Here is a 24610-nt window from a genome sequence, read left to right as displayed (position 1 = left end):
GCCCGGTGAATGCACCGGGCTTTTTTCTTTAGTAATCAATCCCAGGCTGCGCTTTGATACCTGCATCAAATGCATGCTTGACCGGACGCAGCTCGCTGACGGTATCTGCCAGTTCCAGTATATCCCGATGACACCCACGACCCGTGACGATTACCGTCTGATGTGCAGGGCGGTTTTTCAGTGCATCCAGCACGGCATTCAGCGGCAGGTAGTCGTAGGCGACCATATAGGTGATCTCGTCCAGTAGCACCATATTGAGCGTCGGATCGGCCAGCATTCTTTTGGCGTGCTCCCAGACAGCAAGGCAGGCTGCGGTGTCGGTTTCCCGGTTCTGCGTGTCCCACGTAAAACCGGTTGCCATCACCTGAAACTCAACGCCGTGAGGTTCCAGCAAATTGCGCTCCCCATTGGGCCATTCGCCTTTGATAAACTGGATTACGCCCACTTTTTGCCCGTGCCCGACGGCGCGGGTGGCGGTGCCGAACGCGGCGGTGGTTTTGCCTTTGCCGTTGCCGGTAAATACGATGACGATCCCTCGCTCGTCCTGGGCTGACGCAATGCGCGCATCAACCTGTTCTTTCAGACGCTGCTGGCGCTGCTGGTGACGTTCTTCACTCATTGCGAAATCCCCGGTTTACGGCCCGGTTGGGCATCAAAAGTCATTCCGGTTTTGCGACGGCTGTCGTCGCCCATTAGCCAGAGATAGAGTGGCATAATATCGGCCGGGGTTTTCAGCTTCTGCGGATCTTCTGTCGGGAACGCGCTGGCGCGCATTTTGGTGCGTGTTCCGCCCGGATTAATGCAGTTTACGCGCAGATGGCGGCTCTGATATTCCTCCGCCAGCACCTGCATCATACCTTCGGTCGCAAATTTAGATACAGCATATGCCCCCCAGTTTGCGCGCCCCTCACGGCCTACGCTGGAAGAGGTAAAGACCAGAGAGCCTGACTCAGATTTGAGTAATAAAGGAAGCAAGGCCTGGGTGAGGAAAAAGGTGCCGTTGACGTTAACCTGCATGACCTGCTGCCAGATATCAGGATCCTGCTCATCCATTGGACGAACTTCGCCTAACAACCCGGCGTTATGCAGCACACCGTCCAGACGTGGATAATGGGTGCTGATACGTTGGGCTAATTCCTGACATACCGCTGGCGTACAGGTCAGTAAATCAAGAGTATACCAGGGGGCCGGTATGCCACCTGCCGCTTCAATTTCCTGAGCGACACCTTTGAGTTTTTCTTCGTTGCGACCGATCAGAATAACGCTCGCGCCATATTCAGCATAGGTCAGGGCCGCTTCGCGACCAATACCCGCGCTGGCACCGGTGACAAGAATGATCCGGTTCTGCAGCAGGTTTTTTTGCGGTTGATAGTGCACGGTGACTCCTCAGGCGCACGGTGACTCAATGGCGCCTTCATAATGACTTTTCGGCTTTATGCCCGAATTAGCGTGAGAATTCAATCAGTCTACAGGACGTATTACTGTAAAATTAACAATTTGCAAATATTTAAACCGCCGGGCGGGGATTCCTGAAGATGGCTCGCACAGGTAATGTCACGGGCGAGACGCAAAGGCAGGGCTGTTGTACACTGCCGTGAAAGATTCGTGGTTAAATCAAGGTGGAACGCGTGGAATTACTTTCTCAATATGGGTTGTTTTTGGCTAAAATCGCGACGGTGGTGATTGCCATTGCGGTCGTTGCCGTTCTGATTGTCAATCTCACGCAGCGCAAACGTCAGCGTGGGGAGTTACGCATTACCCGTCTGAGCGAGCAGTACAAAGAGATGCAGGAAGACATGTCCCTCTCACTGCTTGATAGCCATCAACAGAAGGCATGGCTGAAGGCCCAGAAGAAAAAGCACAAGCAGGAAGCCAAAGCCGCAAAGGCGAAAGCTAAGCTTGCAACGCCACAGTCTGACGCGAAGCCTCGCGTCTATGTACTCGATTTTAAAGGCAGTATGGATGCGCATGAAGTCGCTTCGCTACGGGAAGAGGTGACTGCCGTTCTGGCCGTGGCCACTCCGCAGGATCAAGTGGTGGTGCGTCTTGAAAGCCCAGGCGGGGTTGTGCACGGCTACGGACTGGCCGCTTCTCAGCTACAGCGTCTGCGAGAAAAGCAGATCCCGCTTACCGTGGCGGTAGATAAAGTCGCGGCAAGTGGTGGCTATATGATGGCCTGCGTGGCGGACAAAATTGTTGCGGCACCGTTCTCCATCATTGGCTCTATCGGCGTGGTCGCACAGATCCCAAACTTTAACCGTTTTCTGAAGAATAAAGAGATTGATATCGAACTGCACACGGCGGGTCAGTACAAACGTACCCTGACGCTGCTGGGGGAAAATACGGAAGAAGGGCGCCAAAAATTCCGTGAGGATCTCAACGAAACGCACCACCTGTTTAAAGATTTCGTACACCGTATGCGCCCAACGCTGGATATTGAGCAGGTCGCGACAGGCGAACACTGGTACGGTATTCAGGCGCAGGAAAAAGGGCTGGTTGATGAAGTGGGGACCAGCGACGATCTGCTGCTCAACCTGATGGACGGAAGGGAGCTGATAGGCGTGCGGTTCACCCAGCGTAAGCGCCTGATGGACCGCTTTACCAACAGTGCAGCGGAAAGCGCAGATCGCCTGCTGCTTCGCTGGCTACAGCGCGGACAAAAACCGCTGCTGTAAGCAAAAACGCGAGGCATATGCTTCGCGTTTTGCATTAATCGACCAGGTGATATTTTTCAGAAAGCGTATGCGCCAGGTATTTAAACATATTAAACACAGCGGTGCTTTTTGGGGTGGGTAATCCCTGTTCGTCAAGGAAGTATTCGCCGCTGAAAACCAGCACGCCATTACGCTGCTCTACACCGGTGGCTTCAATGCCCGCCAGGGTATCTTCATGGTCACGGATAAGCTTATTTGCTTCGATAAGCAGAGAGGCTCGGTCAATAGGTTGGGTCGTATTCTGCATAATCCACTCCTTAAACAGTGACAATAGTCTACGCCGGGGCCGCTTTGGGGGCAAATTTTCCCTGTTTTGTGAGGGGATAAGATACAGGGGGCAGGTTGGCGGGATTTGCTTTTGCATGCTAATAAAGTTGCGTAACGAATTTTATCAGGTAGAGTGTGCGCTTTCGTCATTCTGGCAACAGAATTGCTTGACATTCGACCGGGAACTCGTCACGAATTATACGAGGTGTGAGAAAAATACCCGATAACTCAATCACCTGGGCGTCTTTCCTCAGACACCCGGTAGGACAAAGGGGTTGATATCTCCTGACGTAGCCGCAATATCATTGGCTCGTCGTCAGCGGAAGGGAAATCAACGTGCGGCGTATTCCTGGAAGAATTAAATTAGGTAAAGGTGAATATGGGTAAAGCTCTCGTCATCGTTGAGTCCCCGGCAAAAGCCAAAACGATCAATAAGTATCTGGGTAATGACTACGTGGTTAAGTCCAGCGTGGGTCATATCCGCGATTTGCCGACCAGTGGCTCAGCCAGCAAAAAGAGCGCAGACTCTACCTCCACCAAAGGGGCTAAAAAGCCTAAAAAGGATGAACGTAGCGCGCTTGTCAACCGCATGGGTGTTAACCCATGGCACAACTGGGATGCACAATACGAAGTGCTGCCCGGAAAAGAGAAAGTCGTTAACGAGCTGAAGCAGCTGGCTGAAAAAGCAGACCACATTTATCTCGCAACCGACCTTGACCGCGAAGGGGAAGCCATTGCATGGCACCTGCGGGAAGTGATCGGGGGCGATGACAAACGCTACAGTCGCGTAGTGTTTAACGAAATTACAAAAAATGCGATTCGTCAGGCGTTTGAGAAGCCTGGCGAGCTGAACATCGACCGTGTCAACGCCCAGCAGGCGCGTCGCTTTATGGACCGCGTTGTAGGCTATATGGTCTCTCCACTGCTGTGGAAAAAGATTGCCCGTGGCCTGTCCGCAGGACGTGTGCAATCCGTCGCCGTGCGTCTTGTCGTTGAGCGTGAACGCGAAATTAAAGCCTTCGTGCCGGAAGAATTCTGGGAAATTGACGCCAATGTGACCACGCCGGGCGGTGACGCTCTGCCACTGCAGGTGAGCCATCAGAAAGATAAGCCTTTCCGTCCTGAAAACCGTGACCAGACCATGGCTGCCGTCGCGTTGCTGGAAAAAGCACGCTATCAGGTGCTGGAACGTGAAGATAAACCGACCAGCAGTAAACCTGGCGCGCCGTTTATCACGTCTACCCTGCAACAGGCGGCGAGTACGCGCCTTGGCTATGGCGTGAAGAAAACCATGATGATGGCCCAGCGCTTGTATGAAGCGGGTTACATCACCTACATGCGTACTGACTCAACGAATCTGAGCCAGGATGCGGTAAACATGGTACGCGGTTATATCAGTGATAATTTCGGTAAAAAATACCTGCCGGAAAGCGCCAATCAATTCGCCAGCAAAGAGAACTCTCAGGAAGCGCACGAAGCGATTCGTCCTTCTGATGTCTCTGTGTTAGCCGAGTCGCTGAAAGATATGGAAGCCGATGCCCAGAAGCTGTATCAGCTGATCTGGCGTCAGTTTGTCGCCTGTCAGATGACGCCTGCGAAGTATGACTCCACGACGCTGACCGTCGGTGCGGGCGACTTCCGTCTCAAAGCGCGCGGTCGTATCCTGCGTTTCGACGGCTGGACAAAAGTCATGCCTGCGCTGCGTAAAGGTGATGAAGACCGTACGCTGCCAGCGGTGAACAAGGGAGATGAGCTCTCTCTGGTTGATCTCGTTCCTGCTCAGCACTTCACCAAGCCGCCTGCGCGCTTTAGTGAAGCGTCGCTGGTGAAAGAGCTGGAAAAACGCGGTATTGGTCGTCCATCGACCTACGCGTCAATCATCTCGACGATCCAGGATCGCGGCTACGTTCGAGTTGAAAACCGTCGTTTCTATGCGGAAAAAATGGGTGAGATCGTCACCGACCGTCTGGAAGCTAATTTCCGCGAGTTGATGAACTACGATTTTACCGCGCAAATGGAAGACAGCCTCGACGAGGTTGCCAGCCATAAGGCGGAGTGGAAGAAGGTTCTCGACAGCTTCTTCAGCGATTTTACCAACCAGCTTGAAAAAGCGGAGAAAGATCCTGAAGAGGGCGGCATGCTGCCTAACCAGATGGTTCTGACTAGCATCGACTGCCCAACCTGCGGCCGCAAGATGGGTATTCGTACGGCAACCACGGGCGTCTTCCTTGGCTGTTCCGGCTATGCGCTGTCGCCAAAAGAGCGCTGCAAAACCACCATCAACCTGGTGCCGGAGAACGAAGTTCTCAACGTGCTGGAAGGTGAGGATGCGGAAACCAACGCTCTGCGTGCTAAACGCCGCTGCAAAAAATGCGGCACGGCGATGGACAGCTACCTGATCGATCCTAAACGTAAGCTGCACGTCTGCGGTAATAACCCAACGTGTGACGGGTATGAGATTGAGGAAGGTGAATTCCGCATTAAAGGCTATGACGGCCCGATTGTGGAGTGCGAGAAGTGTGGCTCTGAAATGCACCTGAAAATGGGGCGTTTCGGGAAGTACATGGCGTGCACCAACGACGAGTGTAAAAACACGCGCAAAATTCTGCGTAACGGTGAAGTGGCTCCGCCGAAGGAAGATCCGGTTCCGTTGCCAGAGCTGCCGTGTGAAAAATCCGACGCGTACTTCGTGCTGCGTGATGGTGCTGCGGGTGTCTTCCTGGCGGCCAATACCTTCCCGAAATCGCGTGAAACACGTGCGCCGCTGGTAGAAGAACTGCACCGCTTCCGTGACCGTCTGCCAGAAAAACTGCGTTACCTGGCCGATGCGCCACAGCAGGATCCTGAAGGCAATAAGACGGTGGTTCGCTTTAGCCGTAAAACGAAGCAGCAGTACGTGGCGGCAGAGAAAGAGGGCAAAGCGACCGGCTGGTCCGCCTTCTTTGTCGATGGCAAATGGGTTGAAGGCAAGAAATAAGCTTGCCTGACCGTCACTTACCAGTGAAAGGGCCGGACTTCCGGCCCTTTTTTATTACCTTATTATTATTTTTTGTTCCGTACTATACAGTCAGGCTATAAATGATATAGTGGTTATAGTTAACCCATTTCTTATTATCAAATCGTCTTAAGCGATTGACCGCGTGCGCTAAATCGGATGGTCTGGCATGAAATTACAGCAGCTTCGTTATATCGTTGAGGTGGTGAATCACAACCTTAATGTCTCTTCTACTGCCGAGGGGCTATATACCTCGCAACCGGGCATCAGCAAGCAGGTTCGCATGCTGGAGGATGAATTAGGTATTCAGATTTTCGCCCGTAGCGGTAAGCACCTTACGCAGGTGACGCCAGCGGGGCAGGAAATTATTCGCATTGCGCGTGAAGTCCTCTCCAAAGTCGATGCGATTAAATCTGTTGCGGGAGAACATACCTGGCCAGATAAAGGCTCGCTGTATATTGCCACCACGCACACCCAGGCGCGCTATGCATTACCTGGCGTTATTAAGGGCTTTATCGAGCGTTATCCGCGCGTCTCTTTGCATATGCATCAGGGGTCACCGACGCAAATCGCTGAAGCGGTGTCGAAGGGGAATGCCGATTTTGCCATCGCGACGGAAGCGCTCCACCTGTATGACGATCTGGTAATGCTTCCGTGCTATCACTGGAACCGATCGATCGTAGTGACTCCCGATCACCCGCTGGCGGGGAAAGGGTCGGTTACGATTGAAGAGCTGGCGCAATATCCGTTAGTCACCTATACGTTTGGCTTTACCGGACGTTCCGAGCTTGATACCGCCTTTAACCGTGCCGGGTTAACTCCACGCATTGTCTTTACCGCTACCGATGCCGACGTCATCAAGACTTACGTACGGCTTGGTCTGGGCGTGGGCGTTATTGCCAGCATGGCGGTCGACCCGGTGTCAGACCCTGATCTGGTACGTCTTGATGCACACGATATTTTTAGCCACAGCACCACAAAAATTGGCTTCCGTCGCAGTACCTTCCTGCGTAGCTATATGTATGATTTTATTCAGCGCTTTGCCCCGCATTTAACGCGTGACGTGGTGGATACCGCCGTTGCATTACGCTCAAATGAAGATATTGAAGAGATGTTTAAAGACATCAAACTCCCCGCAAAATAATCACACCCGGTATCTTTCCCTAAGGAAGGTGCGAATAAGCAGGTCATTTCTTCCCAAGCTGACTCGCTGATTAAAATTTCGCGGATCTGGGCCGATTTTTTTCCCGCAAACACATCGAATCAGCCTATTTAGGCTATTTTTTCCACCATTTCTGGCGTTATTTCAGGTTTTTACTGAGATCTCTCCCACTGACGTATCATTTGGTCCACCCGAAACAGGTTGGCCAGGGTGAATAACATCGCCAGTTGGTTATCGTTTTTCAGCAGCCCCTTGTATCTGGCTTTCACGAAGCCGAACTGCCGCTTGATGATGCGAAACGGGTGCTCCACCTTGGCACGGATGCTGGCTTTCATGTATTCGATGTTGATGGCCGTTTTGTTCTTGCGCGGATGCTGCTTCAAGGTTTTTACCTTGCCGGGACGCTCGGCGATCAGCCAGTCCACATCCACCTCGGCCAGCTCCTCGCGCTGTGGCGCTCCTTGGTAGCCGGCATCGGCTGAGACAAATTGCTCCTCTCCATGAAGCAGATTACCCAGCTGATTGAGGTCATGCTCGTTGGCCGCGGTGGTGACTAGGCTGTGGGTCAGGCCACTCTTGGCATCGACACCAATGTGGGCCTTCATGCCAAAGTGCCACTGATTGCCTTTCTTGGTCTGATGCATCTCCGGATCGCGTTGCTGCTCTTTGTTCTTGGTAGAGCTGGGTGCCTCAATGATGGTGGCATCCACCAAAGTGCCTTGGGTCATCATGACGCCTGCTTCGGCCAGCCAGCGATTGATGGTCTTGAACAATTGACGGGCCAGTTGATGCTGCTCGAGCAGGTGGCGGAAATTCATGATGGTGGTGCGATCCGGCAGGGCGCTATCCAGGGATAATCGGGCAAACAGGCGCATGGAGGCGATTTCGTACAGGGCATCTTCCATGGCACCGTCGCTCAGGTTGTACCAATGCTGCATGCAGTGAATACGCAGCATGGTCTCCAGCGGATAGGGCCGTCGGCCATTGCCCGCCTTGGGATAAAACGGCTCGATGACAGCGGTCATATTCTGCCATGGCAGAATCTGCTCCATGCGGGAGAGGAAAATCTCTTTTCGGGTCTGACGGCGCTTAGTGCTGAATTCACTATCGGCGAAGGTGAGTTGATGGCTCATGATGTCCCTCTGGGATGCGCTCCGGATGAATATGATGATCTCATATCAGGAACTTGTTCGCACCTTCCCTAACGGAAAGATACCGAAATACCGCCTTAAAGCTAAATTAGAATTATCATCATCTGCGCTCTCCCTGCCATATATTGTCATTATCCTTTTATTTTGTATGGTTTTAATGTCGTGAATTGGCGACAAAAATAGAAACTAATTAACGGCTACGCAAATTTTTCTTTTCAAATATTTATTTGTGGTCAAAAGAATGAATATTTCATACCTCCAGATGCGTAAATTCACTGGCTTTTCGGCTAAAGTTTCTTTAGGATTTATCTCAACAGATGATTAATTGTACCAATTGTTTGGTCCTAAATGATAAGCGATATCGATTGTATGAGGTTAGCAATGCCTTCAGGAAGTGAAGAACCGCAAAGGGATCCTGCGCTCAAGCGTAAAGCCTGGCTGGCGGTCTTTCTCGTCTCCGCCCTGTTCTGGCTGATGGTTGCTCTCCTGGCCTGGAAATATTGGGGTTGAATATGGCAGTGACGGTACGTACAGAAACGGTAAAACAGATGTGTCAGCGTCATGACACTGTCCACAAAGGACGTAAGACTCCTGCGACAGTTGTGCCTGCATCCTGGAAACTGACGCCGCAGCAGCAAGCCTTTATTGATGTGTTCGCGGAAGACGAACCCAAAAAACAATAATTTAGTTTTTTGCGTAATGATGCATTGGGTCTGAATAACGACTATGCACCTTTGTACTCTTTAATAAATACACATCAGCAATATCGCACTGAGGACCTGCCTCGGAATGTTTAATAAATAATGCCTGGTGTCCCTATGATGAATAACATGACGTCTCACAAATACTGGTCATGGATTGGCGTGTTTACCCTGTCGATCCTGTTCTGGAGTCAGCTCATCTGGCTGGCCATCCGCTAAATGATAAAACCTCGCTGCGGCGGGGTTTTTTGTTTTGACGTCCTCTGGACCATTCCTAAATTTATCAATTCGGGTTGTTATCAAAACGTTACGACATCTTTGTGTTATCTTTAATTACGGCCCTGATGATTGTCAGGACATCTCTGTAATTAAGGAGGAGCTTATGTCGTTAACCCTACGCGAAGCCAGTAAGGACACATTACAGGCAGAAAATAAAACCTGGCATTACTATAGCCTGCCGCTGGCTGCCAGAACGCTTGGGGACATTTCGCGTTTACCCAAGTCCTTGAAAGTTCTGATGGAAAACCTCTTGCGCTGGCAGGACGGTGATTCCGTCACGCTCGATGATATCCAGGCGCTGGCGGGGTGGCTGAAGCATGCCCATGCCGACAGAGAAATTGCCTACCGCCCGGCAAGGGTCCTGATGCAGGACTTTACCGGTGTACCTGCCGTGGTGGATCTCGCCGCGATGCGCGAGGCGGTTAAACGCCTCGGCGGCGATACGGCCAAAGTGAACCCGCTTTCCCCCGTTGACCTCGTGATTGACCACTCCGTGACCGTTGACCATTTCGGTGATGACGATGCCTTTGGCGAGAACGTCCGTCTGGAGATGGAGCGTAACCACGAACGTTATGTTTTCCTGAAGTGGGGCCAGCAGGCATTCAGCCGCTTTAGCGTGGTTCCACCGGGCACGGGTATTTGCCACCAGGTTAACCTTGAGTATCTTGGTAAAGCCGTCTGGAGCGAATTACAGGACAAAGAGTGGGTGGCTTATCCGGATACGCTGGTGGGTACAGATTCCCACACCACCATGATTAACGGCCTCGGCGTGCTGGGCTGGGGTGTCGGCGGAATCGAAGCGGAAGCTGCCATGCTCGGTCAGCCGGTCTCCATGCTGATTCCGGATGTCGTGGGCTTTAAGCTGACAGGAAAACTGTCAGAAGGCATTACCGCGACCGATTTGGTACTTACCGTTACGCAAATGCTGCGCAAGCATGGGGTGGTGGGCAAATTTGTTGAGTTCTACGGGGACGGGCTGGATTCGCTGCCCCTTGCTGACCGCGCGACCATTGCCAACATGGCACCAGAATATGGCGCAACCTGTGGCTTTTTCCCAATTGATGACGTCACGCTGGAGTACATGCGTCTGAGCGGACGCAGCGAAGAGCAGGTGGCGCTGGTAGAGGCCTATACCAAAGCGCAGGGTATGTGGCGCAATCCGGGCGATGAACCGGTATTTACCAGTACGCTTGAGCTTGATATGGGCAGCGTTGAGGCAAGCCTCGCCGGGCCAAAACGTCCGCAGGATCGCGTCGCGTTGACAGACGTGCCGAAAGCCTTTGCGGCCAGCAATGAGCTGGAAGTCAACGTGGCGAAGAAAGACCATCGTCCCATCGACTATGTGTTGAACGGCCATCAATATCAACTTCCGGACGGGGCGGTTGTGATTGCCGCCATCACCTCCTGTACCAACACCTCAAACCCCAGTGTTTTAATGGCGGCCGGTCTGCTGGCGAAAAAAGCGGTTGAACTGGGTCTGAAACCTCAACCGTGGGTCAAAGCCTCGCTGGCGCCGGGCTCCAAAGTGGTTTCGGATTACCTGGCGCAGGCTAAGCTGACGCCTTATCTTGATGAGCTGGGCTTTAACCTCGTGGGGTATGGCTGTACGACCTGCATTGGTAACTCCGGTCCGCTGCCTGAGCCCATTGAAACGGCGATCAAGCAGGGCGATTTGACGGTAGGCGCCGTACTTTCCGGCAACCGTAACTTTGAAGGGCGTATTCATCCACTGGTCAAAACCAACTGGCTTGCTTCGCCGCCCCTGGTGGTGGCCTATGCGCTGGCCGGGAATATGAACATTAACCTGGTGACCGATCCGATTGGTCACGATCGCAAGAACGATCCCGTCTACCTGAAAGATATCTGGCCGTCCTCGCGTGAAATTGCGATGGCCGTTGAAAAGGTCTCTACAGAAATGTTCCGCAAAGAGTATGCGGAGGTCTTCGAAGGCACGCCGGAATGGAAAGCCATCAATGTCGTGGGGTCGGACACCTATGACTGGCAGGATGACTCGACCTATATTCGTCTGTCTCCGTTCTTTGATGAGATGCTCGCCGAGCCTGCGCCGCTTAAAGATATTCATGGGGCGCGCATCCTGGCCATGCTGGGGGATTCTGTCACCACTGACCATATCTCTCCGGCGGGGAGTATCAAAGCCGATAGCCCGGCGGGCCGTTATTTGCAAAGCCGGGGAGTGGAGCGCCGCGATTTTAACTCCTACGGTTCGCGCCGCGGTAACCATGAAGTCATGATGCGGGGCACGTTTGCCAACATTCGCATTCGTAATGAAATGGTTCCGGGGGTGGAAGGGGGGATGACGCGCCATCTACCGGGGACGGACGTCGTGTCGATTTACGATGCAGCCGTGAAATATCAACAGGAAGGTACACCGCTGGCGGTGATTGCCGGGAAAGAGTACGGTTCCGGTTCCAGCCGTGACTGGGCGGCGAAAGGACCGCGCCTGCTGGGCGTTCGTGTGGTGATCGCCGAGTCGTTTGAACGTATTCACCGCTCGAACCTCATCGGCATGGGGATCCTGCCGCTTGAGTTCCCGCAGGGCGTAACCCGTAAAACGCTGGGGCTGACCGGACAAGAGCAGATTGATATTAGTGGTCTGCAAAACCTGCGGCCGGGTAAAACGGTGCCGGTGAAGCTGACGCGAGCTGACGGGAAGACGGAGGTACTGGACTGCCGGTGCCGTATTGATACGGCAACCGAATTGACCTACTACCAGAACGACGGCATTTTACACTATGTGATTCGTAACATGCTCGATTGATAAAAAAGCCCGGCGCTTATGCCGGGCTTTTTACTTTCACTCTTTCAGCAGATGGCCCATCTTGGCGGCTTTAGTATCAAGATAGTGGGCATTTTTCGGGTTGCGGCCAACAATCAGCGGCACACGTTCGACAATGTTGATTCCCGCTTCGGTGAGGATTTCCACTTTTTTCGGGTTGTTCGTCAGCAGACGAACCTCGTCGACGCCCAGCAGCTTGAACATGTCCGCACACAGAGTGAAGTCACGTTCATCGGCGGCAAAACCGAGCTGATGGTTGGCTTCTACCGTATCGTAGCCCTGGTCCTGCAGCGCGTATGCGCGGATTTTATTCAGCAGGCCAATATTACGACCTTCCTGACGGTGATAGAGCAACACACCGCGGCCTTCTTCGGCAATATGAGAAAGGGCAGCTTCCAGCTGGAAACCGCAATCACAGCGCAGGCTGAACAACGCATCGCCGGTCAGACACTCCGAATGGACGCGGGACAGCACCGGCGTCTGCCCTGAAATATCGCCGTAGACCAGCGCAACATGATCCTGTCCGGTTGCCAGTTCTTCAAACCCCACCATCAGGAAATCGCCCCATGGGGTTGGCAGTTTGGCTTCTGCCACACGTTTAAGCTGCATGTGATTCTCCAGAGTAGGCTGACACGTTTCGTGTCTTGCGCCTGTTTTACTTTCTGTATCTGTTCATTTTGCCACAAGCTCAGCACGTTCGCCTAATGGGCACCATGCTATATGAACGTTAAACGCACGATCCGACATCTCCACCCATCGGATGAATTTCAGTTATGATTGTGAGGCTTAGCGTAAAAGGAGAAGACATGCTTTCAATCGCCAGACGTACGGCAGCAGGCGCGGCCATTTTACTGATTATGCCTTTGACCGTATGGGTCTCCGGCTGGATGTGGCAGCCCGGGCAGAATGCCACGTGGCTGAAAACGTTGTACTGGGTAACGGAGACGGTCACGCAACCGTGGGGAATTATCACCCATATCATTCTCTGTGGCTGGTTCCTGTGGTGCCTGCGTTTTCGTCTGCGCGCGGCGCTGATGCTCTTTGCTATCCTGGGTGGCGCGATCGTTATTGGTCAGGGCGTTAAGTCCTGGGTGAAAGACCATGTTCAGGAGCCACGACCGTTTGTCGTCTGGCTGGAAAAAACACACCATATTCCGGTAGATGAGTTCTACAATTTAAAGCGTAAAGATCGCGGTGCGCTGGTGAAAGAACAGCTTACGGAACAGCAGGATATTCCGATGTTCTTGCGTAAACACTGGCAAAAAGAGACGGGCTTCGCGTTTCCTTCCGGCCACACGATGTTTGCGGCCAGCTGGGCGCTGTTGGCTGTTGGGCTGCTTTGGCCACGACGTCGAACGGTTACCATCGGGATATTACTGATCTGGGCAACGGGAGTGATGGGCAGCCGCTTGCTGCTGGGGATGCACTGGCCACGGGACCTGGTGGTCGCTACGCTGATCTCATGGCTGCTGGTGACGCTGGCAACCTGGCTTGCGGAACGACTCTGTGGCCCGCTTACGCCACCGCCTGAAGAGAAAGAAGAAATCGCCGAAAGGGAGCAAAGCGACGCCTGACGGTTGATATTGCGCATTTCGCCCATAAATCCATGACGTGTGCGTCACTTTTTCCGTTTCGCGCCCGTCGCTAAAATGGTAGTTTATAAGGCTGATTGCGGTAAGTTGAACACACTTTATTCGCTTGAACCACATAACGGGAAGTAATGTGAAATATTTACTCATTTTCTTACTGGTATTGGCGATTTTTGTCATTTCAGTCACATTGGGTGCACAAAACGATCAACAGGTGACGTTTAACTATCTGCTGGCGCAGGGCGAGTATCGCGTATCAAGTCTGCTTGCGGTCTTGTTTGCCGCAGGCTTTGCCATTGGCTGGCTGGTTTGCGGTCTGTTCTGGCTGAAAGTCCGTGTTTCTCTTGCACGCGCTGAACGTAAAATTAAACGACTTGAGCATAACATTGCGCCTGCGTCCGACATTCCGGAAAGCTCTGGTGTGCCGGTCGTGAAGGAATAATCGACGATGCTGGAGTTGTTGTTTCTGCTTTTGCCTGTAGCCGCTGCCTATGGCTGGTATATGGGCCGCAGAAGTGCGCAACAAACAAAGCAGGATGAGGCTAACCGTCTCTCTCGCGACTACGTTGCGGGGGTGAACTTCCTCCTGAGTAATCAGCAGGATAAAGCGGTAGACTTGTTCCTCGATATGCTGAAAGAGGATACGGGGACCGTCGAAGCCCATCTCACGCTCGGTAACCTGTTCCGCTCGCGTGGCGAGGTTGACCGTGCCATCCGTATCCACCAGACCCTCATGGAAAGCGCCTCGCTGACCTACGATCAACGTCTCCTCGCGGTCCAGCAACTGGGGCGCGATTACATGGCTGCCGGGCTGTACGACCGCGCTGAAGATATGTTCTCGCAGCTGATTGATGAAACGGATTTCCGTATCGGTGCGTTGCAGCAATTACTGCAAATTTATCAGGCCACCAGCGAATGGCAAAAAGCCATTGATACTGCCGAGCGGCTGGTGAAGCTGGGTAAAGATAAGCAGCGTGTTGAGATAGCCCATTTCTACTGTGAACTTGCCCTTCAGCAGATGGGCAACGACGACATGGACAAAGCCATGGCGTTGCTGAAGAAAGGTGCAGCAGCAGATCGCAATAGCGCGCGTATCTCTATCATGATGGGACGCGTTTTTATGGCGAGTGGCGATTACGCCAAAGCCGTTGAAAGCCTGCTTCGGGTGATTGACCAGGACAAAGAGCTGGTCAGTGAAACGCTGGAGATGCTGCAAACCTGCTATCAACAGCTGGGCAAGCAGGAAGAGTGGGTAGCATTCCTGCGCCGTTGCGTGGAAGAGAATACCGGCGCAACCGCAGAGCTGATGCTCTCAGACGTGGTTGAGCAGTACGAAGGGACCGACACCGCGCAGGTGTATATTACCCGTCAGCTACAGCGTCATCCGACGATGCGGGTATTCCATAAGCTGATGGATTACCACCTGAACGACGCAGAAGAAGGGCGAGCCAAAGAGAGCCTGATGGTGCTGCGCGACATGGTCGGCGAGCAGGTGCGGAGTAAACCGCGCTACCGTTGCCAGAAGTGTGGTTTTACCGCGTATACGCTTTACTGGCATTGTCCTTCCTGCCGGGCCTGGTCCACCATCAAGCCAATCCGTGGTCTTGACGGACAGTAATTTTTTAAAACACCTCATTTTAGTTACAACATACTGTTGATTTTTACCCCTTCCTTAACACCGTGCGGTGTGCCAGCCTGGCAGGGGCGCAAATGGATTCTGTCAATTTGCGGCGGCGGCAGGTAGAATGCTGGCCGTTTATCTGTTCCGCGCCGCTGCGCGCCCATAGACGAAAAGGGCTGGTCATGACGTCTGTTACTTCCTCCACTTCCCGCGTTATTACGGATTCTCCTGTTGTTGTCGCGCTTGATTACAATAAGCGTGACGCTGCACTGGCCTTTGTCGACGGTATCGATCCTCGCGATTGCCGCCTGAAAGTTGGTAAAGAGATGTTCACGCTGTTTGGACCGCAAATCGTCCGCGATCTGCAGCAGCGTGGTTTCGATGTCTTCCTCGATCTCAAGTTCCATGACATCCCGAATACCACGGCGCACGCCGTTGCCGCCGCCGCAGAGCTGGGTGTATGGATGGTCAACGTCCATGCGTCGGGCGGAGCGAGAATGATGACTGCCGCACGTGAAGCCCTCCTGCCGTTCGGGAAAGATGCGCCATTGCTGATTGCGGTGACCGTATTGACCAGTATGGACGAAAGTGATTTACGCGATCTTGGCGTGACATTGTCACCTGCCGAACATGCCGAGCGTCTTGCGCGTCTGACGCAGAACTGCGGGCTGGATGGCGTCGTCTGCTCCGCACAGGAAGCGGTCCGCTTCAAATCAGAACTGGGCAAAGATTTTAAACTGGTCACGCCAGGTATTCGTCCGGCAGGCAGCGACGTAGGCGATCAGCGCCGTATTATGACGCCTGAGCAGGCGCTGGCTGCTGGTGTGGATTATATGGTTATCGGGCGGCCAGTAACGCAGTCAGCTAACCCGGCAGAGACGCTTAAGGCAATCAACGCATCACTGAAAAAGGGGGCGTAATGACCGATTCCAACAGTCGTCTGGTCTACTCAACGGAGAGTGGGCGCATAGATGAGCCGAAAACCAAAGTGGAACGTCCGAAGGGCGACGGTATTGTGCGTATCCAGCGTCAAACCAGTGGACGAAAAGGGAAAGGGGTTTGCCTTATCTCAGGAATTGACCAGGATGATGCTGAACTAACAAAACTGGCGGCTGAGTTGAAAAAGAAATGTGGCTGCGGTGGTGCCGTGAAAGACGGCATTATTGAAATTCAGGGTGATAAACGCGATTTAATTAAATCGCTGCTTGAAGCAAAGGGCATGAAAGTCAAACTGGCAGGCGGTTAAAATAAATGAGCCACGGCAAATGCCGTGGCTCGTGATATATACGTGCGTAAGTCAGACCTGAAATGCGACGCTAAATCGCGATGTCGGGAAGGCTTATAGAATAATTATTTGCCAACCTGGTGACCGATAATACCACCGACAGCAGCGCCACCCAATGTACCCAGCGTGCTACCATCTGTTAAGACTGCACCACCTAGTGCACCTGCACCGGCACCAATGGCGGTGTTACGGTCACGTTTAGACCAGTTAGAGCATGCGCTCAGGGACATTGCTACAGTGATTGCCAGAACAGCGGCGGCTAATTTTTTGCTGGTTAAGGTCATAATACTTTCTCCTGAATTATCGATTCACGGAAAGAGGTACACGTTAAGTATAGACAAAACGAATACCTAATTCTTTTTTCCGTGAAAGCTGGTCGCGCAGGCGTTACGTAATCACGCAAGTGATAGTCACTTCCTGTTATATCGCTAACATTAATTTTACGACTTTAATGCGGGTTAAACAGGTAAAAACTCTTAAAGGGGGGTTAGGAATCGTCTCAGACGAAGGGATATGCAGGCGCCCGAATGACGGGCGCGGAATGAACTCAGGCGGACGTTTTAATAATATCGACAATCAGACCATCTTCTTCCAGCTTATTACGATGCTCGTCACTTAACCGTTCGTCGGTAATGACGCGACTGAAGCGTGAGACGGGACCCATTGTGTAAGGATGGACGGCGCCAAATTTGGAACTGTCAGTGAGCACAATGGCTTCACACTCTTTTTCCAGTACGGCATTCACCACGTCAGTGCGCATCATATCCCGGCCGGTGAAACCTGTTTCCGGCTGCCAGCCATCAATTCCGATAAAGGCCTTACTGAAATGCACCTGCTGAACATATTGCCGGGTCAGCGGGCCCACCATGCTTTCACTTTTCTTTTGGTAAATGCCACCCAGCAAAATGACTTCACAGCGCGTCTCTTTGAGTAAATGGGCGATATAGCTGCTGACAGTGATGATAGTCACGTCTTTTTGTTCCGCGAGCGTCCGTGCCAGAAGGGCGTTGCTGCTGCCGTTTTCAATAAAGACCGTCTCGCCAGGGTTTACCAGTGATGCGGCAAACTCTGCCAGTTCACGTTTAAGCGCGTAGTTATTCATCATGCGCGTCTCAACGTCGTCGCTGTCCAGCGGCACGGCATAACCATGCGCACGGCGCAGGTAACTCTGTTTTTCCAGCAGATTAAGATCCTGACGAATGGTGACTTCGGAGACGCCGGTGGTTTTAGCGAGATCGACCACGCTTACACGCCCCTGATCGATGACCATCTGCAAAATGAGTTGTTGTCGGGAATTCATAGCATCCATTTAATAAAGCGAAACGAGGTCGGAAACGGTGGGATTACACTTCCCACGGCGCTTTTGGCTGTTTGTTTTCGGGGGCGTTGTCAGCGCCATTCTGAGCAAGAAGTTCAGACTTCAGGATCTCGAGATTGCGGATCGCAGAGTGATAATCACCCGCTACCAGAATATCCAGCACGGTATCAATACGTTGTGCTACAGCTTGTGGATCAATAGTAGACATAATCTCTCCCCGGGAGCGAAAAGTGAATAATTTCAATGATGCAGAAAATGGGGTCAAAAGAGAAGGGAAAAAATGCAATAACGAAATTACATAAATGAAAGTGATAAATTTATTCCCCCTCATATAGCAGGCTTAATCGGTGGATTAGTCTAAAACTGCGCGCAAGGCGCTTTTTTATATGAGGAATTGGACTATGACAGTTATCAATCAGCCTACCTGTACACTGTTTACCGATACTGAACGTTTCACGCAGCTCTCAGGGTATTACGAGGCGGAACGACGCACCGTCTGGATGATGCTGCGGGCTCAGCCGCGTCCTTGCTTCAACCATGCCTTAATTGAGGAGATCATGAACCTTTCCTGGCTGGTCCGTCAGTCGGGTTTTGCGGTCGATTTTTGGGTTACCGGCTCGCTTGTTCCTGAAATGTACAACGTGGGAGGGGACTTGCAGTTCTTCGTCGAGTGCATTCAGAACGGGCGGCGTGAAGCGTTACGGGCGTATGCCCGCTCCTGTGTTGATTGCGTCCATGCGGCGTCAAGAGGGTTTGATACGGGGGCCATCACGCTGGCAATGGTCGAAGGCAGCGCATTAGGCGGCGGATTTGAGGCAGCGCTGGCGCACCATTTTGTCCTGGCTCAGCGTGATGCCCGGTTAGGTTTCCCGGAAATTGCCTTTAATCTGTTCCCGGGGATGGGGGGGTATTCTCTGGTCGCACGACGTTCAGGCATGAAGCTGGCGGAGGAGCTCATCTACAAAGGGGAATCCCATACGGCAGAATGGTACGAGCAGCACGGGCTGGTGGATGTGCTGTATGAACCCGGGCAAAGCTACGTCTCGGTCAGGACCTTCATCGACACATTGCGGCCAAAACTGAACGGCGTAAGAGCCATGCTGCGTGCTCGTACGCGCGTTCTGCAGTTGCCACGCAGTGAGCTGATGGATATTACCGAAGACTGGGTCGATGCCGCATTCTGCCTTGAGCCGAAAGATATAGCCTACATGGAGCGTCTGGTGATGCTGCAAAACCGCCATCATGCGGCGGGCTTACGCAAGGCCAGCTAGCGCTGTTGTCGCGCCTGATAGCGTTTTAGCCATCGCTCGAATGCGGCAGCGGGCATCGGCTTAGCAAAAAGGAAACCCTGCCGTTCGTTGACGCCATTCTTAGTCAGAAAGGCGTCTTCTTTTGCATTCTCCACACCCTCGGCGATCACCTGAAGATTCAGGGCCTGTGCCACTGCGACAATGGCGCGTACCAGAGACTGAGAGATGGACTGCTTATGAATATCTCTGACAAAAGATTGATCGAGTTTAATGGCGTCAATAGGAAAACGCGCCAGCTGGGAAAGGGAAGAGTAGCCCGTACCAAAGTCATCCAGATGTATTTGTGCCCCGAGTCGGCTGAATTGCTGGATCACCGAAAGCGCCAGCTCTTCGTTTTCGATGAGACAGCTCTCTGTTAACTCGACGTCGATAGGGCAGTACTCAAAATGCAGATCCTTAAGCGCCTGCTTTAAATCGCTGAAAATCGTCTGGTCGGCAAGCTGACGTGCAGAGACGTTCACGGCCACGCGCAGGTTAATCCCCTTGTCACGCCATTTCGCCACCTGACGAACCACGTCGAGCATCACCCAGCGCCCCAGCGGCACAATCAAACCGGACTCTTCGGCATAAGAGATAAATTCCAGCGGTGGGATCAAGCCGCGCTCCGGCGACTGCCAGCGGACCAGCGCCTCAAGACTTCTAACCTCACCGCGCCAGGTCATTTTAGGCTGGTAGTGAATCAGAAGCTGATCGTTATCCAGCGCTTTACGCAGATTGGTGTCCAGCCAAAGATACTCAAATACGCGCTGGTTCATTTCAGGAGAGAAGACGCAGAACTTACCCCTGCCATTTTCCTTGGCGGTGTACATGGCCGTATCGGCATTGCGAATCACACTTTCCCGATCGTTCCCGTGCTGCGGCGCGAGGGCGATCCCCAAAGAACAGCCGGTATATATCTCAATCAGCCCGATTCTGAACGGCTGGCGCAGGCGGGTCAGAATGCGCGACGCCATCGCTTCCAGCGAGCCCTGAGACGTATTCGTGGCCATCACGATAAACTCATCGCCGCCGAGCCGGGCCAGAACCTGCCCCTCGTCAAGGCAACTCAGAATGGCGAGTGCAACCGCCTGTAAGAGCTGATCGCCAAACATATGCCCGTAGGCATCGTTGACCTTTTTGAAGTTATCCAGGTCAAGATACACCACGCCAACCTGCGTTTCGCCCCGATGGTTGATGGCGTCTGAGATCTGTTCGTGGATGGCATTGCGGTTGGGTAAACCGGTGATGGTATCGGTATTGGCCAGCACGCGCAGGCGCTCCTGCGCCCGACGTTCCTCGGTAATGTCGGTGCCGGAGCAAATAAGAAATATTTCGTTTTTACCGCTGCCGCTGTGAACGAATTTGTTTCTGAACAGAAACAAGCGTTGTCCTTTCCGCGTCTTGATCCAGCGTTCGACTTCGTAGGAGCTGCCGTTACGGAAGAAACCGGTAATATTTCGCTTCGAGGCTGCCGCCTCGCTGCGACTCATAAACAATTTGAACACGTTCTGACCGATCACTTCCTGCTCTTTCAGACCGGTATACTCTTCGCTCAGGCGATTAAAACGCTGAATATTGCCGTGCTGATCGAGAATCACAATGACGGAATTCGCTTCCGAAACCACCTGTTCCGCGAAGGAGAGTCCTTGAGCGAGATCGCGTGCTACGGAGGGGGTATCGTTCCAGGCCGATGCCGTGCCGGCCCACTCGTTTCGGGTGATTTTGCGGCCGACAAGATGCACGGGAACCTCTTCGCCATACAGGGAGAGGTTCATTGAAATGCTGGAGGTAATTACCGTTAACTGGCGGATCAACGTGGCTTGTTCATCGTCCAGCGTCACCACCTGAGTCGCATCGGCATTTTCGCTGGCGGCAAGGTGCAGAGCGTTGCTGTCTGCCGACAATCGCCACCACGGACTGTGAGTACCCATGTAACGAAACAGCAAATTCTGCTCAAGATCGTCGATCATGATTTCTCCCGCTGCTACTCATTAGCGCACAAATTATTCATTTGCAGTCGACTTTTCCGTTGTGAAACAGCGGTAAAACCGAAGTGAACGTATTGTTTTTTCCCTACTTTCTTATAATAAAACGAGTCTGCCAAAAAAGAATACTGAGCATCCAGCTATTCAGGTGACCGAATATGACGGCACTCTTTTACTGTAGATAATTATGGCCATTTTGGGCGGGGGGAATCGGAAAATAGTCAGAAAAAATGATGAATTTGTGGTGCGGGTTAAAAAGAAAAATTGTCGGCCTTTCCGAACGGAAATGGCCGACAATTTAGCGGGTTATCAGACAGCTGGTCGCGCGATAATACTGCGGGTTTCCATGCGGACTTCAGCGATAGTTACGTCAATCACCTCAGTGACTTTGTAAACTGTTTCACCTTTAATCTGCACGGTGCCACTTTCCTGGCTACAGACCAGTTCGTCACGAACGGCATGCAGGAATGGGGCAGGGATAAAGGCGACAGCACCGTTATCCACCAGACGGACACGCATCCCGCCACGGCTGATATCAATAATCTCCGCAGCGAAGCGGGTGTCGGTTCCGGCCTTATCCTGCAGGAAACGCGCGTACAGCCAGTCTCCAACGTCACGTTCCGCCATGCGGTTCAGACGGCGACGCTCTGCCATCTGCACGGTCGTGTCGTCCTGAGGGCGTGCAATCGTTTCGCCTTTGATAATCGCTTTCAGCAGACGGTGGTTAACCATGTCGCCATATTTACGAATTGGGGATGTCCAGGTGGCGTAAGCTTCCAGACCGAGGCCGAAGTGCGGGCCTGGTTCGGTGCTGATTTCAGCGAAGGACTGGAAGCGGCGAATACGGCTATCAAGGAAACCGGATGGCTGTGCGTCCAGCTCGCGGCGAAGCTTGCAGAATCCTGGCAGCGTCAGGACTTCTTCCGGATCAACATGCACATCGTGATTCTTCAGCAGGGCCGCCAGCGCTTCGGTATTGGCCGGATCGAATCCGGTGTGAACGTTGTAAATACCAAAGCCCAGCTTGTCGCGCAGCACGCGTGCGGCGCAAATGTTGGCGGAAATCATCGCTTCTTCGACGATGCGGTTAGCAATGCGTCGCGGCTCGGCCACGATATCCAGCACTTCGCCTTTCTCACCGAGAACAAAACGGTAGTCGGGACGATCTTTGAACACCAGGGCGTGGGTTGTACGCCATTCGCCACGCTTCAGGCAAATACGGTGCAGCAGACGAATCTGCGCCGCAATGGCATCGGATTCAGGTTTCCAGCTGCCGGTGTTTTCCAGCCAGTCAGAGACATTGTCATAGGCCAGCTTGGCTTTGGATTCGATGGTGGCGGCAAAGAATTCGATATCGTCTTCAATCGTCCCATCCGCGGCGATGGTCATGCGGCAGGCGAGAGCCGGGCGCACTTCATTTGGGCGCAGCGAGCAGAGATCGTCTGACAGTTCGCGCGGCAGCATCGGGATGTTAAAGCCTGGCAGGTAGTTGGTAAACGCACGGATTTTGGCCGTTTCGTCCAGTTTACTGCCTTGTGCAATCCAGGCGGTAGGATCGGCAATGGCGACGATCAGATGCAGTTTGCCATCGGCGCTCTCTTCAGCGTAGAGCGCATCGTCCATATCTTCTGTGCTGGCGCTGTCGATGGTGACAAATTCCAGCGCAGTGAGATCGCGGCGCGTCAAACCTTCGTCCTGCATTTCAGTCGCTACGCCGTTCGGCGCTTCTTTTTCAAGATTATGGCGTGCCAGCGTGACCCACCACGGGACGAAATGGTCATCGCCAAAGGTGATGAACTGCGTCAGTTCTGCATAGAAACCACGGTCGCCTTTCAGAGGATGACGGCGCATTTCTGCTACGGCCCAGTCACCTTCTTTAAAATCATGCTCAACGCCGCGGGCGGCCCGGCAGGGAATGGCATCTTTCAACAGGGGATGATCCGGCACGATAGAAAGACGATCGTCTTTTCGCTGTACCTTACCGACAAAGCGGGTCAGGAACGGTTCAATCAGTTCTTCCGGCTCAGCGGATTCACGTTCCTTCTCTGTATGAATGACGGCCATGACGCGATCGCCATGCATCACTTTCTTCATCTGCGGTGGCGGAATGAAGTAGCTTTTCTGCGCGTCAACTTCAAGGAAGCCAAAGCCCTTTTCCGTGGCTTTCACGACCCCTTCTGCACGCGGCGTCTGGGAATGCAGTTGCTGTTTAAGCTGCGCTAGCAGCGGGTTGTCCTGAAACATAATGTTCTATTTTCGTAGCCATTGAGCGGCTGACAGTTTTACGCGATTCTCACTTCTACAGCAAGCGGTCTTTGGGGATTGCGTGTGGTTATTCCGCTTTGCCAGCCGCGACTTTTAGTCGATTAAGCCAGCCCTCAAACGCGCTTTGAGACAGGCGGTTGATCGCCTGGGCAACAGTCAGTCCTTCTTCCATGAGTGGGGTAAACTGCGCGGCACTGAAGCGGTCCGGCGAGCGTGTCAGCATGTCGACTGCTGCCAAAAGCGACGGCGGGGAAAGCGCACTCTCTTCCCGGCTGTTTATCAGGATCTCTCCCGTCAGGTCGAGCAAGGTCGGTTCATGGCACAGGACGGGTGTCAGCGCCTCAAGCGCAGGTTCTGCCTGCCAGCGGGAGAGGGACTCAAGCTGTTGCGCACTCGCATAGCGAAGCTCGACCACGGGAAGAAGCGCTATCCACCTACCGGCGCACGCTGGCAGGGTGTGCGGCTGAATATGATGGCCCGGCAACCAGCGAACGGGATGGCCAAGCAGAGCCTGAAAGACCGCAACCACGCGCGCCTGAAAACCGATAAAGCCGATGATCTGGTTAATCACCACAATGTCATAGGTAGAGAGACCCACCTCATCAAGCTGGTTTCGCGCCTTGTCATCAATGACATCCGGTGAGCTGGCGAGCTGACGGGCATACTGCGTGATTTGCGCCAGCCGCCGGTTACTTTCGCGGGAGGAGTCAGGACCCGGCAGCGGAGCAAGAAGGGCGGCATAATGGTTGCATAGCCGCTGAACGCCACAGGCCTGCGCAACCGTCAACGCGGTACTTAACCGGTCATAGGCGCTGAGCGTTCGCAGACGATTGACGGGAAGTGAGAGGGGAAACAGCTGATGGCATAAGGCTCTGGCAGGGGCAAGCCAGCCGGTACAGGCGGCGACAATCTCATCGGGCAGGGCTAAATCGAGCAAAAAACGATCGTCGACGTTAGCGGCTTCGGGCACCAGGGGCAGCGCATCCGACTGCGCGTGGTTTGACTGGGTTTCGTGATACCAGTGGCCTTTGCCGGAAAAACGGCGTTGTTCCATGGGCGTTCCTTGATCTCAAAATGGCGATCAATATCCTGGCGTAACGCAGATAAAGGGAAAAATATTGTTAGGTGATAACAAATATCAGAACGGAATAACGAGGGGATGGTGCGGGGGAAAACTCTCTTCCCCTGCGGG

At 53.1% G+C, this 24610-nt stretch carries 24 protein-coding genes; 13 read left to right on the top strand and 11 right to left on the bottom strand.

What is annotated here, in order from left to right; translation table 11 throughout:
* Window positions 1-28: 28 nt before the first annotated feature.
* Together cobO and L3068_RS12805 are read right to left on the bottom strand one after the other, a co-directional pair.
* On the bottom strand, window positions 29-619 hold the full coding sequence (gene cobO, locus L3068_RS12810) for a cob(I)yrinic acid a,c-diamide adenosyltransferase (RefSeq protein WP_023337380.1): 591 nt from the start codon (window positions 617-619) through the stop codon (window positions 29-31).
* On the bottom strand, window positions 616-1377 hold the full coding sequence (locus L3068_RS12805) for a YciK family oxidoreductase (protein ID WP_014884093.1): 762 nt from the start codon (window positions 1375-1377) through the stop codon (window positions 616-618). The genes cobO and L3068_RS12805 overlap by 4 nt, the downstream gene beginning before the upstream one ends.
* A 251-nt stretch (window positions 1378-1628) precedes the next feature.
* Between L3068_RS12805 and sohB the strand changes: the two genes are divergently transcribed.
* Window positions 1629-2675 (top strand): protease SohB, encoded by a 1047-nt coding sequence (gene sohB / locus L3068_RS12800; RefSeq protein WP_014884092.1) that lies wholly within the window; start codon window positions 1629-1631, stop codon window positions 2673-2675.
* Window positions 2676-2709: 34 nt separating this feature from the next.
* Here the strand turns inward: sohB and L3068_RS12795 are convergent, their stop codons facing one another.
* Window positions 2710-2961, bottom strand: a complete 252-nt coding sequence (locus L3068_RS12795) for a YciN family protein (protein WP_003856804.1) — start codon at window positions 2959-2961, stop codon at window positions 2710-2712.
* Window positions 2962-3360: 399 nt separating this feature from the next.
* Here L3068_RS12795 and topA point away from each other — a divergent pair, with 399 nt between their 5' ends.
* Both topA and cysB read left to right on the top strand, forming a co-directional pair.
* On the top strand, window positions 3361-5958 hold the full coding sequence (gene topA / locus L3068_RS12790; protein ID WP_014884091.1) for a type I DNA topoisomerase: 2598 nt from the start codon (window positions 3361-3363) through the stop codon (window positions 5956-5958).
* A 187-nt stretch (window positions 5959-6145) separates the two neighbouring features.
* Window positions 6146-7120 carry an HTH-type transcriptional regulator CysB gene (gene cysB / locus L3068_RS12785; RefSeq protein ID WP_006175683.1) on the top strand — a complete coding sequence of 325 codons (975 nt, stop codon included), beginning with the start codon at window positions 6146-6148 and terminating at the stop codon, window positions 7118-7120.
* 170 nt (window positions 7121-7290) lie between these two features.
* Here cysB and L3068_RS12780 read toward each other — a convergent pair whose 3' ends face one another.
* Window positions 7291-8271, bottom strand: coding sequence for an IS5-like element ISKpn26 family transposase (locus tag L3068_RS12780; RefSeq protein WP_000019441.1), 981 nt, complete (start codon window positions 8269-8271; stop codon window positions 7291-7293).
* Between the two features lie 387 nt (window positions 8272-8658).
* On the opposite strand from L3068_RS12780, the gene L3068_RS12775 reads away from it, so the two are divergent.
* The 4 genes from L3068_RS12775 to acnA all read left to right on the top strand — a co-directional run bounded on the left by L3068_RS12775 (window position 8659) and on the right by acnA (window position 12048).
* Window positions 8659-8799 carry a YmiA family putative membrane protein gene (locus L3068_RS12775; RefSeq protein ID WP_213391151.1) on the top strand — a complete coding sequence of 47 codons (141 nt, stop codon included), beginning with the start codon at window positions 8659-8661 and terminating at the stop codon, window positions 8797-8799.
* 2 nt (window positions 8800-8801) lie between these two features.
* Window positions 8802-8972 carry a YciX family protein gene (locus tag L3068_RS25435; protein WP_045135519.1) on the top strand — a complete coding sequence of 57 codons (171 nt, stop codon included), beginning with the start codon at window positions 8802-8804 and terminating at the stop codon, window positions 8970-8972.
* Window positions 8973-9110: 138 nt separating this feature from the next.
* The gene (gene ymiC, locus L3068_RS12770; RefSeq protein WP_014884088.1) at window positions 9111-9209 is read left to right on the top strand and encodes a small membrane protein YmiC; all 99 of its coding nucleotides are present in this window, start codon (window positions 9111-9113) and stop codon (window positions 9207-9209) included.
* A gap of 163 nt (window positions 9210-9372) precedes the next feature.
* Window positions 9373-12048, top strand: coding sequence for an aconitate hydratase AcnA (gene acnA, locus L3068_RS12765; RefSeq protein ID WP_117580285.1), 2676 nt, complete (start codon window positions 9373-9375; stop codon window positions 12046-12048).
* Window positions 12049-12084: 36 nt separating this feature from the next.
* Here the strand turns inward: acnA and ribA are convergent, their stop codons facing one another.
* Window positions 12085-12675, bottom strand: coding sequence for a GTP cyclohydrolase II (gene ribA, locus L3068_RS12760; protein WP_008501210.1), 591 nt, complete (start codon window positions 12673-12675; stop codon window positions 12085-12087).
* A gap of 197 nt (window positions 12676-12872) precedes the next feature.
* On the opposite strand from ribA, the gene pgpB reads away from it, so the two are divergent.
* The 5 genes from pgpB (at window position 12873) to yciH (ending at window position 16522) form a co-directional block, all read left to right on the top strand.
* Entirely contained in the window at window positions 12873-13640 is a 768-nt protein-coding gene (pgpB, locus tag L3068_RS12755) for a phosphatidylglycerophosphatase B (RefSeq protein WP_117580283.1), read from the top strand.
* A gap of 148 nt (window positions 13641-13788) precedes the next feature.
* Window positions 13789-14097: a LapA family protein gene (locus L3068_RS12750; RefSeq protein ID WP_014884085.1), complete on the top strand. Its 309-nt coding sequence runs from the start codon at window positions 13789-13791 to the stop codon at window positions 14095-14097.
* A 6-nt stretch (window positions 14098-14103) separates the two neighbouring features.
* Complete coding sequence (gene lapB, locus L3068_RS12745) at window positions 14104-15273, top strand: lipopolysaccharide assembly protein LapB (protein ID WP_014884084.1); 1170 nt, start codon at window positions 14104-14106, stop codon at window positions 15271-15273.
* Between the two features lie 185 nt (window positions 15274-15458).
* On the top strand, window positions 15459-16196 hold the full coding sequence (pyrF, locus tag L3068_RS12740) for an orotidine-5'-phosphate decarboxylase (RefSeq protein ID WP_014884083.1): 738 nt from the start codon (window positions 15459-15461) through the stop codon (window positions 16194-16196).
* Window positions 16196-16522: a stress response translation initiation inhibitor YciH gene (yciH, locus tag L3068_RS12735; RefSeq protein WP_014884082.1), complete on the top strand. Its 327-nt coding sequence runs from the start codon at window positions 16196-16198 to the stop codon at window positions 16520-16522. Before pyrF ends, yciH begins: the two co-directional genes overlap by 1 nt.
* Window positions 16523-16626: 104 nt before the next feature.
* On the opposite strand, the gene osmB is transcribed toward yciH, so the two are convergent.
* From osmB to L3068_RS12720, 3 genes are all read right to left on the bottom strand, one after another.
* On the bottom strand, window positions 16627-16845 hold the full coding sequence (osmB, locus tag L3068_RS12730; RefSeq protein ID WP_008501216.1) for an osmotically-inducible lipoprotein OsmB: 219 nt from the start codon (window positions 16843-16845) through the stop codon (window positions 16627-16629).
* A gap of 263 nt (window positions 16846-17108) precedes the next feature.
* Window positions 17109-17861, bottom strand: coding sequence for a DNA-binding transcriptional regulator YciT (gene yciT, locus L3068_RS12725; RefSeq protein ID WP_014884081.1), 753 nt, complete (start codon window positions 17859-17861; stop codon window positions 17109-17111).
* Between the two features lie 43 nt (window positions 17862-17904).
* Window positions 17905-18087, bottom strand: a complete 183-nt coding sequence (locus tag L3068_RS12720; RefSeq protein WP_014884080.1) for a YciZ family protein — start codon at window positions 18085-18087, stop codon at window positions 17905-17907.
* Between the two features lie 193 nt (window positions 18088-18280).
* Here L3068_RS12720 and L3068_RS12715 point away from each other — a divergent pair, with 193 nt between their 5' ends.
* Window positions 18281-19150 carry a crotonase/enoyl-CoA hydratase family protein gene (locus L3068_RS12715; RefSeq protein ID WP_117580279.1) on the top strand — a complete coding sequence of 290 codons (870 nt, stop codon included), beginning with the start codon at window positions 18281-18283 and terminating at the stop codon, window positions 19148-19150.
* Here L3068_RS12715 and pdeR read toward each other — a convergent pair.
* The 3 genes from pdeR to L3068_RS12700 form a co-directional block, all read right to left on the bottom strand.
* Entirely contained in the window at window positions 19147-21138 is a 1992-nt protein-coding gene (pdeR, locus tag L3068_RS12710; protein ID WP_014884078.1) for a cyclic di-GMP phosphodiesterase, read from the bottom strand. The two genes, L3068_RS12715 and pdeR, sit on opposite strands and share 4 nt — an antisense overlap.
* Before the next feature lie 324 nt (window positions 21139-21462).
* Complete coding sequence (locus L3068_RS12705) at window positions 21463-23397, bottom strand: exoribonuclease II (protein ID WP_117580275.1); 1935 nt, start codon at window positions 23395-23397, stop codon at window positions 21463-21465.
* An 88-nt stretch (window positions 23398-23485) separates the two neighbouring features.
* Entirely contained in the window at window positions 23486-24472 is a 987-nt protein-coding gene (locus tag L3068_RS12700; protein WP_117580273.1) for a CMD domain-containing protein, read from the bottom strand.
* Between the last annotated feature and the right edge of the window lie 138 nt (window positions 24473-24610).

Source organism: Enterobacter cloacae complex sp. ECL414 (genome assembly GCF_021869685.1).
Lineage (GTDB): Bacteria > Pseudomonadota > Gammaproteobacteria > Enterobacterales > Enterobacteriaceae > Enterobacter > Enterobacter kobei.
Note: the sequence above shows the minus strand (reverse complement) of the source record. Positions and strands in the feature narration are given on the sequence as shown.

Bases quoted from the DNA above. Each gene is read 5' to 3' on its own strand.
- ribA (WP_008501210.1), bottom strand. From the start codon at position 12,675: ATGCAGCTTAAACGTGTGGCAGAAGCCAAACTGCCAACCCCATGGGGC.
- osmB (WP_008501216.1), bottom strand. From the start codon at position 16,845: ATGACCTTAACCAGCAAAAAATTAGCCGCCGCTGTTCTGGCAATCACT.
- L3068_RS12705 (WP_117580275.1), bottom strand. From the start codon at position 23,397: ATGTTTCAGGACAACCCGCTGCTAGCGCAGCTTAAACAGCAACTGCAT.
- yciH (WP_014884082.1), top strand. From the start codon at position 16,196: ATGACCGATTCCAACAGTCGTCTGGTCTACTCAACGGAGAGTGGGCGC.
- pdeR (WP_014884078.1), bottom strand. From the start codon at position 21,138: ATGATCGACGATCTTGAGCAGAATTTGCTGTTTCGTTACATGGGTACT.
- L3068_RS12775 (WP_213391151.1), top strand. From the start codon at position 8,659: ATGAGGTTAGCAATGCCTTCAGGAAGTGAAGAACCGCAAAGGGATCCT.
- pyrF (WP_014884083.1), top strand. From the start codon at position 15,459: ATGACGTCTGTTACTTCCTCCACTTCCCGCGTTATTACGGATTCTCCT.
- L3068_RS12715 (WP_117580279.1), top strand. From the start codon at position 18,281: ATGACAGTTATCAATCAGCCTACCTGTACACTGTTTACCGATACTGAA.
- ymiC (WP_014884088.1), top strand. From the start codon at position 9,111: ATGAATAACATGACGTCTCACAAATACTGGTCATGGATTGGCGTGTTT.
- acnA (WP_117580285.1), top strand. From the start codon at position 9,373: ATGTCGTTAACCCTACGCGAAGCCAGTAAGGACACATTACAGGCAGAA.
- L3068_RS25435 (WP_045135519.1), top strand. From the start codon at position 8,802: ATGGCAGTGACGGTACGTACAGAAACGGTAAAACAGATGTGTCAGCGT.
- topA (WP_014884091.1), top strand. From the start codon at position 3,361: ATGGGTAAAGCTCTCGTCATCGTTGAGTCCCCGGCAAAAGCCAAAACG.
- pgpB (WP_117580283.1), top strand. From the start codon at position 12,873: ATGCTTTCAATCGCCAGACGTACGGCAGCAGGCGCGGCCATTTTACTG.
- lapB (WP_014884084.1), top strand. From the start codon at position 14,104: ATGCTGGAGTTGTTGTTTCTGCTTTTGCCTGTAGCCGCTGCCTATGGC.
- L3068_RS12720 (WP_014884080.1), bottom strand. From the start codon at position 18,087: ATGTCTACTATTGATCCACAAGCTGTAGCACAACGTATTGATACCGTG.
- cobO (WP_023337380.1), bottom strand. From the start codon at position 619: ATGAGTGAAGAACGTCACCAGCAGCGCCAGCAGCGTCTGAAAGAACAG.
- yciT (WP_014884081.1), bottom strand. From the start codon at position 17,861: ATGAATTCCCGACAACAACTCATTTTGCAGATGGTCATCGATCAGGGG.
- cysB (WP_006175683.1), top strand. From the start codon at position 6,146: ATGAAATTACAGCAGCTTCGTTATATCGTTGAGGTGGTGAATCACAAC.
- L3068_RS12700 (WP_117580273.1), bottom strand. From the start codon at position 24,472: ATGGAACAACGCCGTTTTTCCGGCAAAGGCCACTGGTATCACGAAACC.
- L3068_RS12795 (WP_003856804.1), bottom strand. From the start codon at position 2,961: ATGCAGAATACGACCCAACCTATTGACCGAGCCTCTCTGCTTATCGAA.
- L3068_RS12780 (WP_000019441.1), bottom strand. From the start codon at position 8,271: ATGAGCCATCAACTCACCTTCGCCGATAGTGAATTCAGCACTAAGCGC.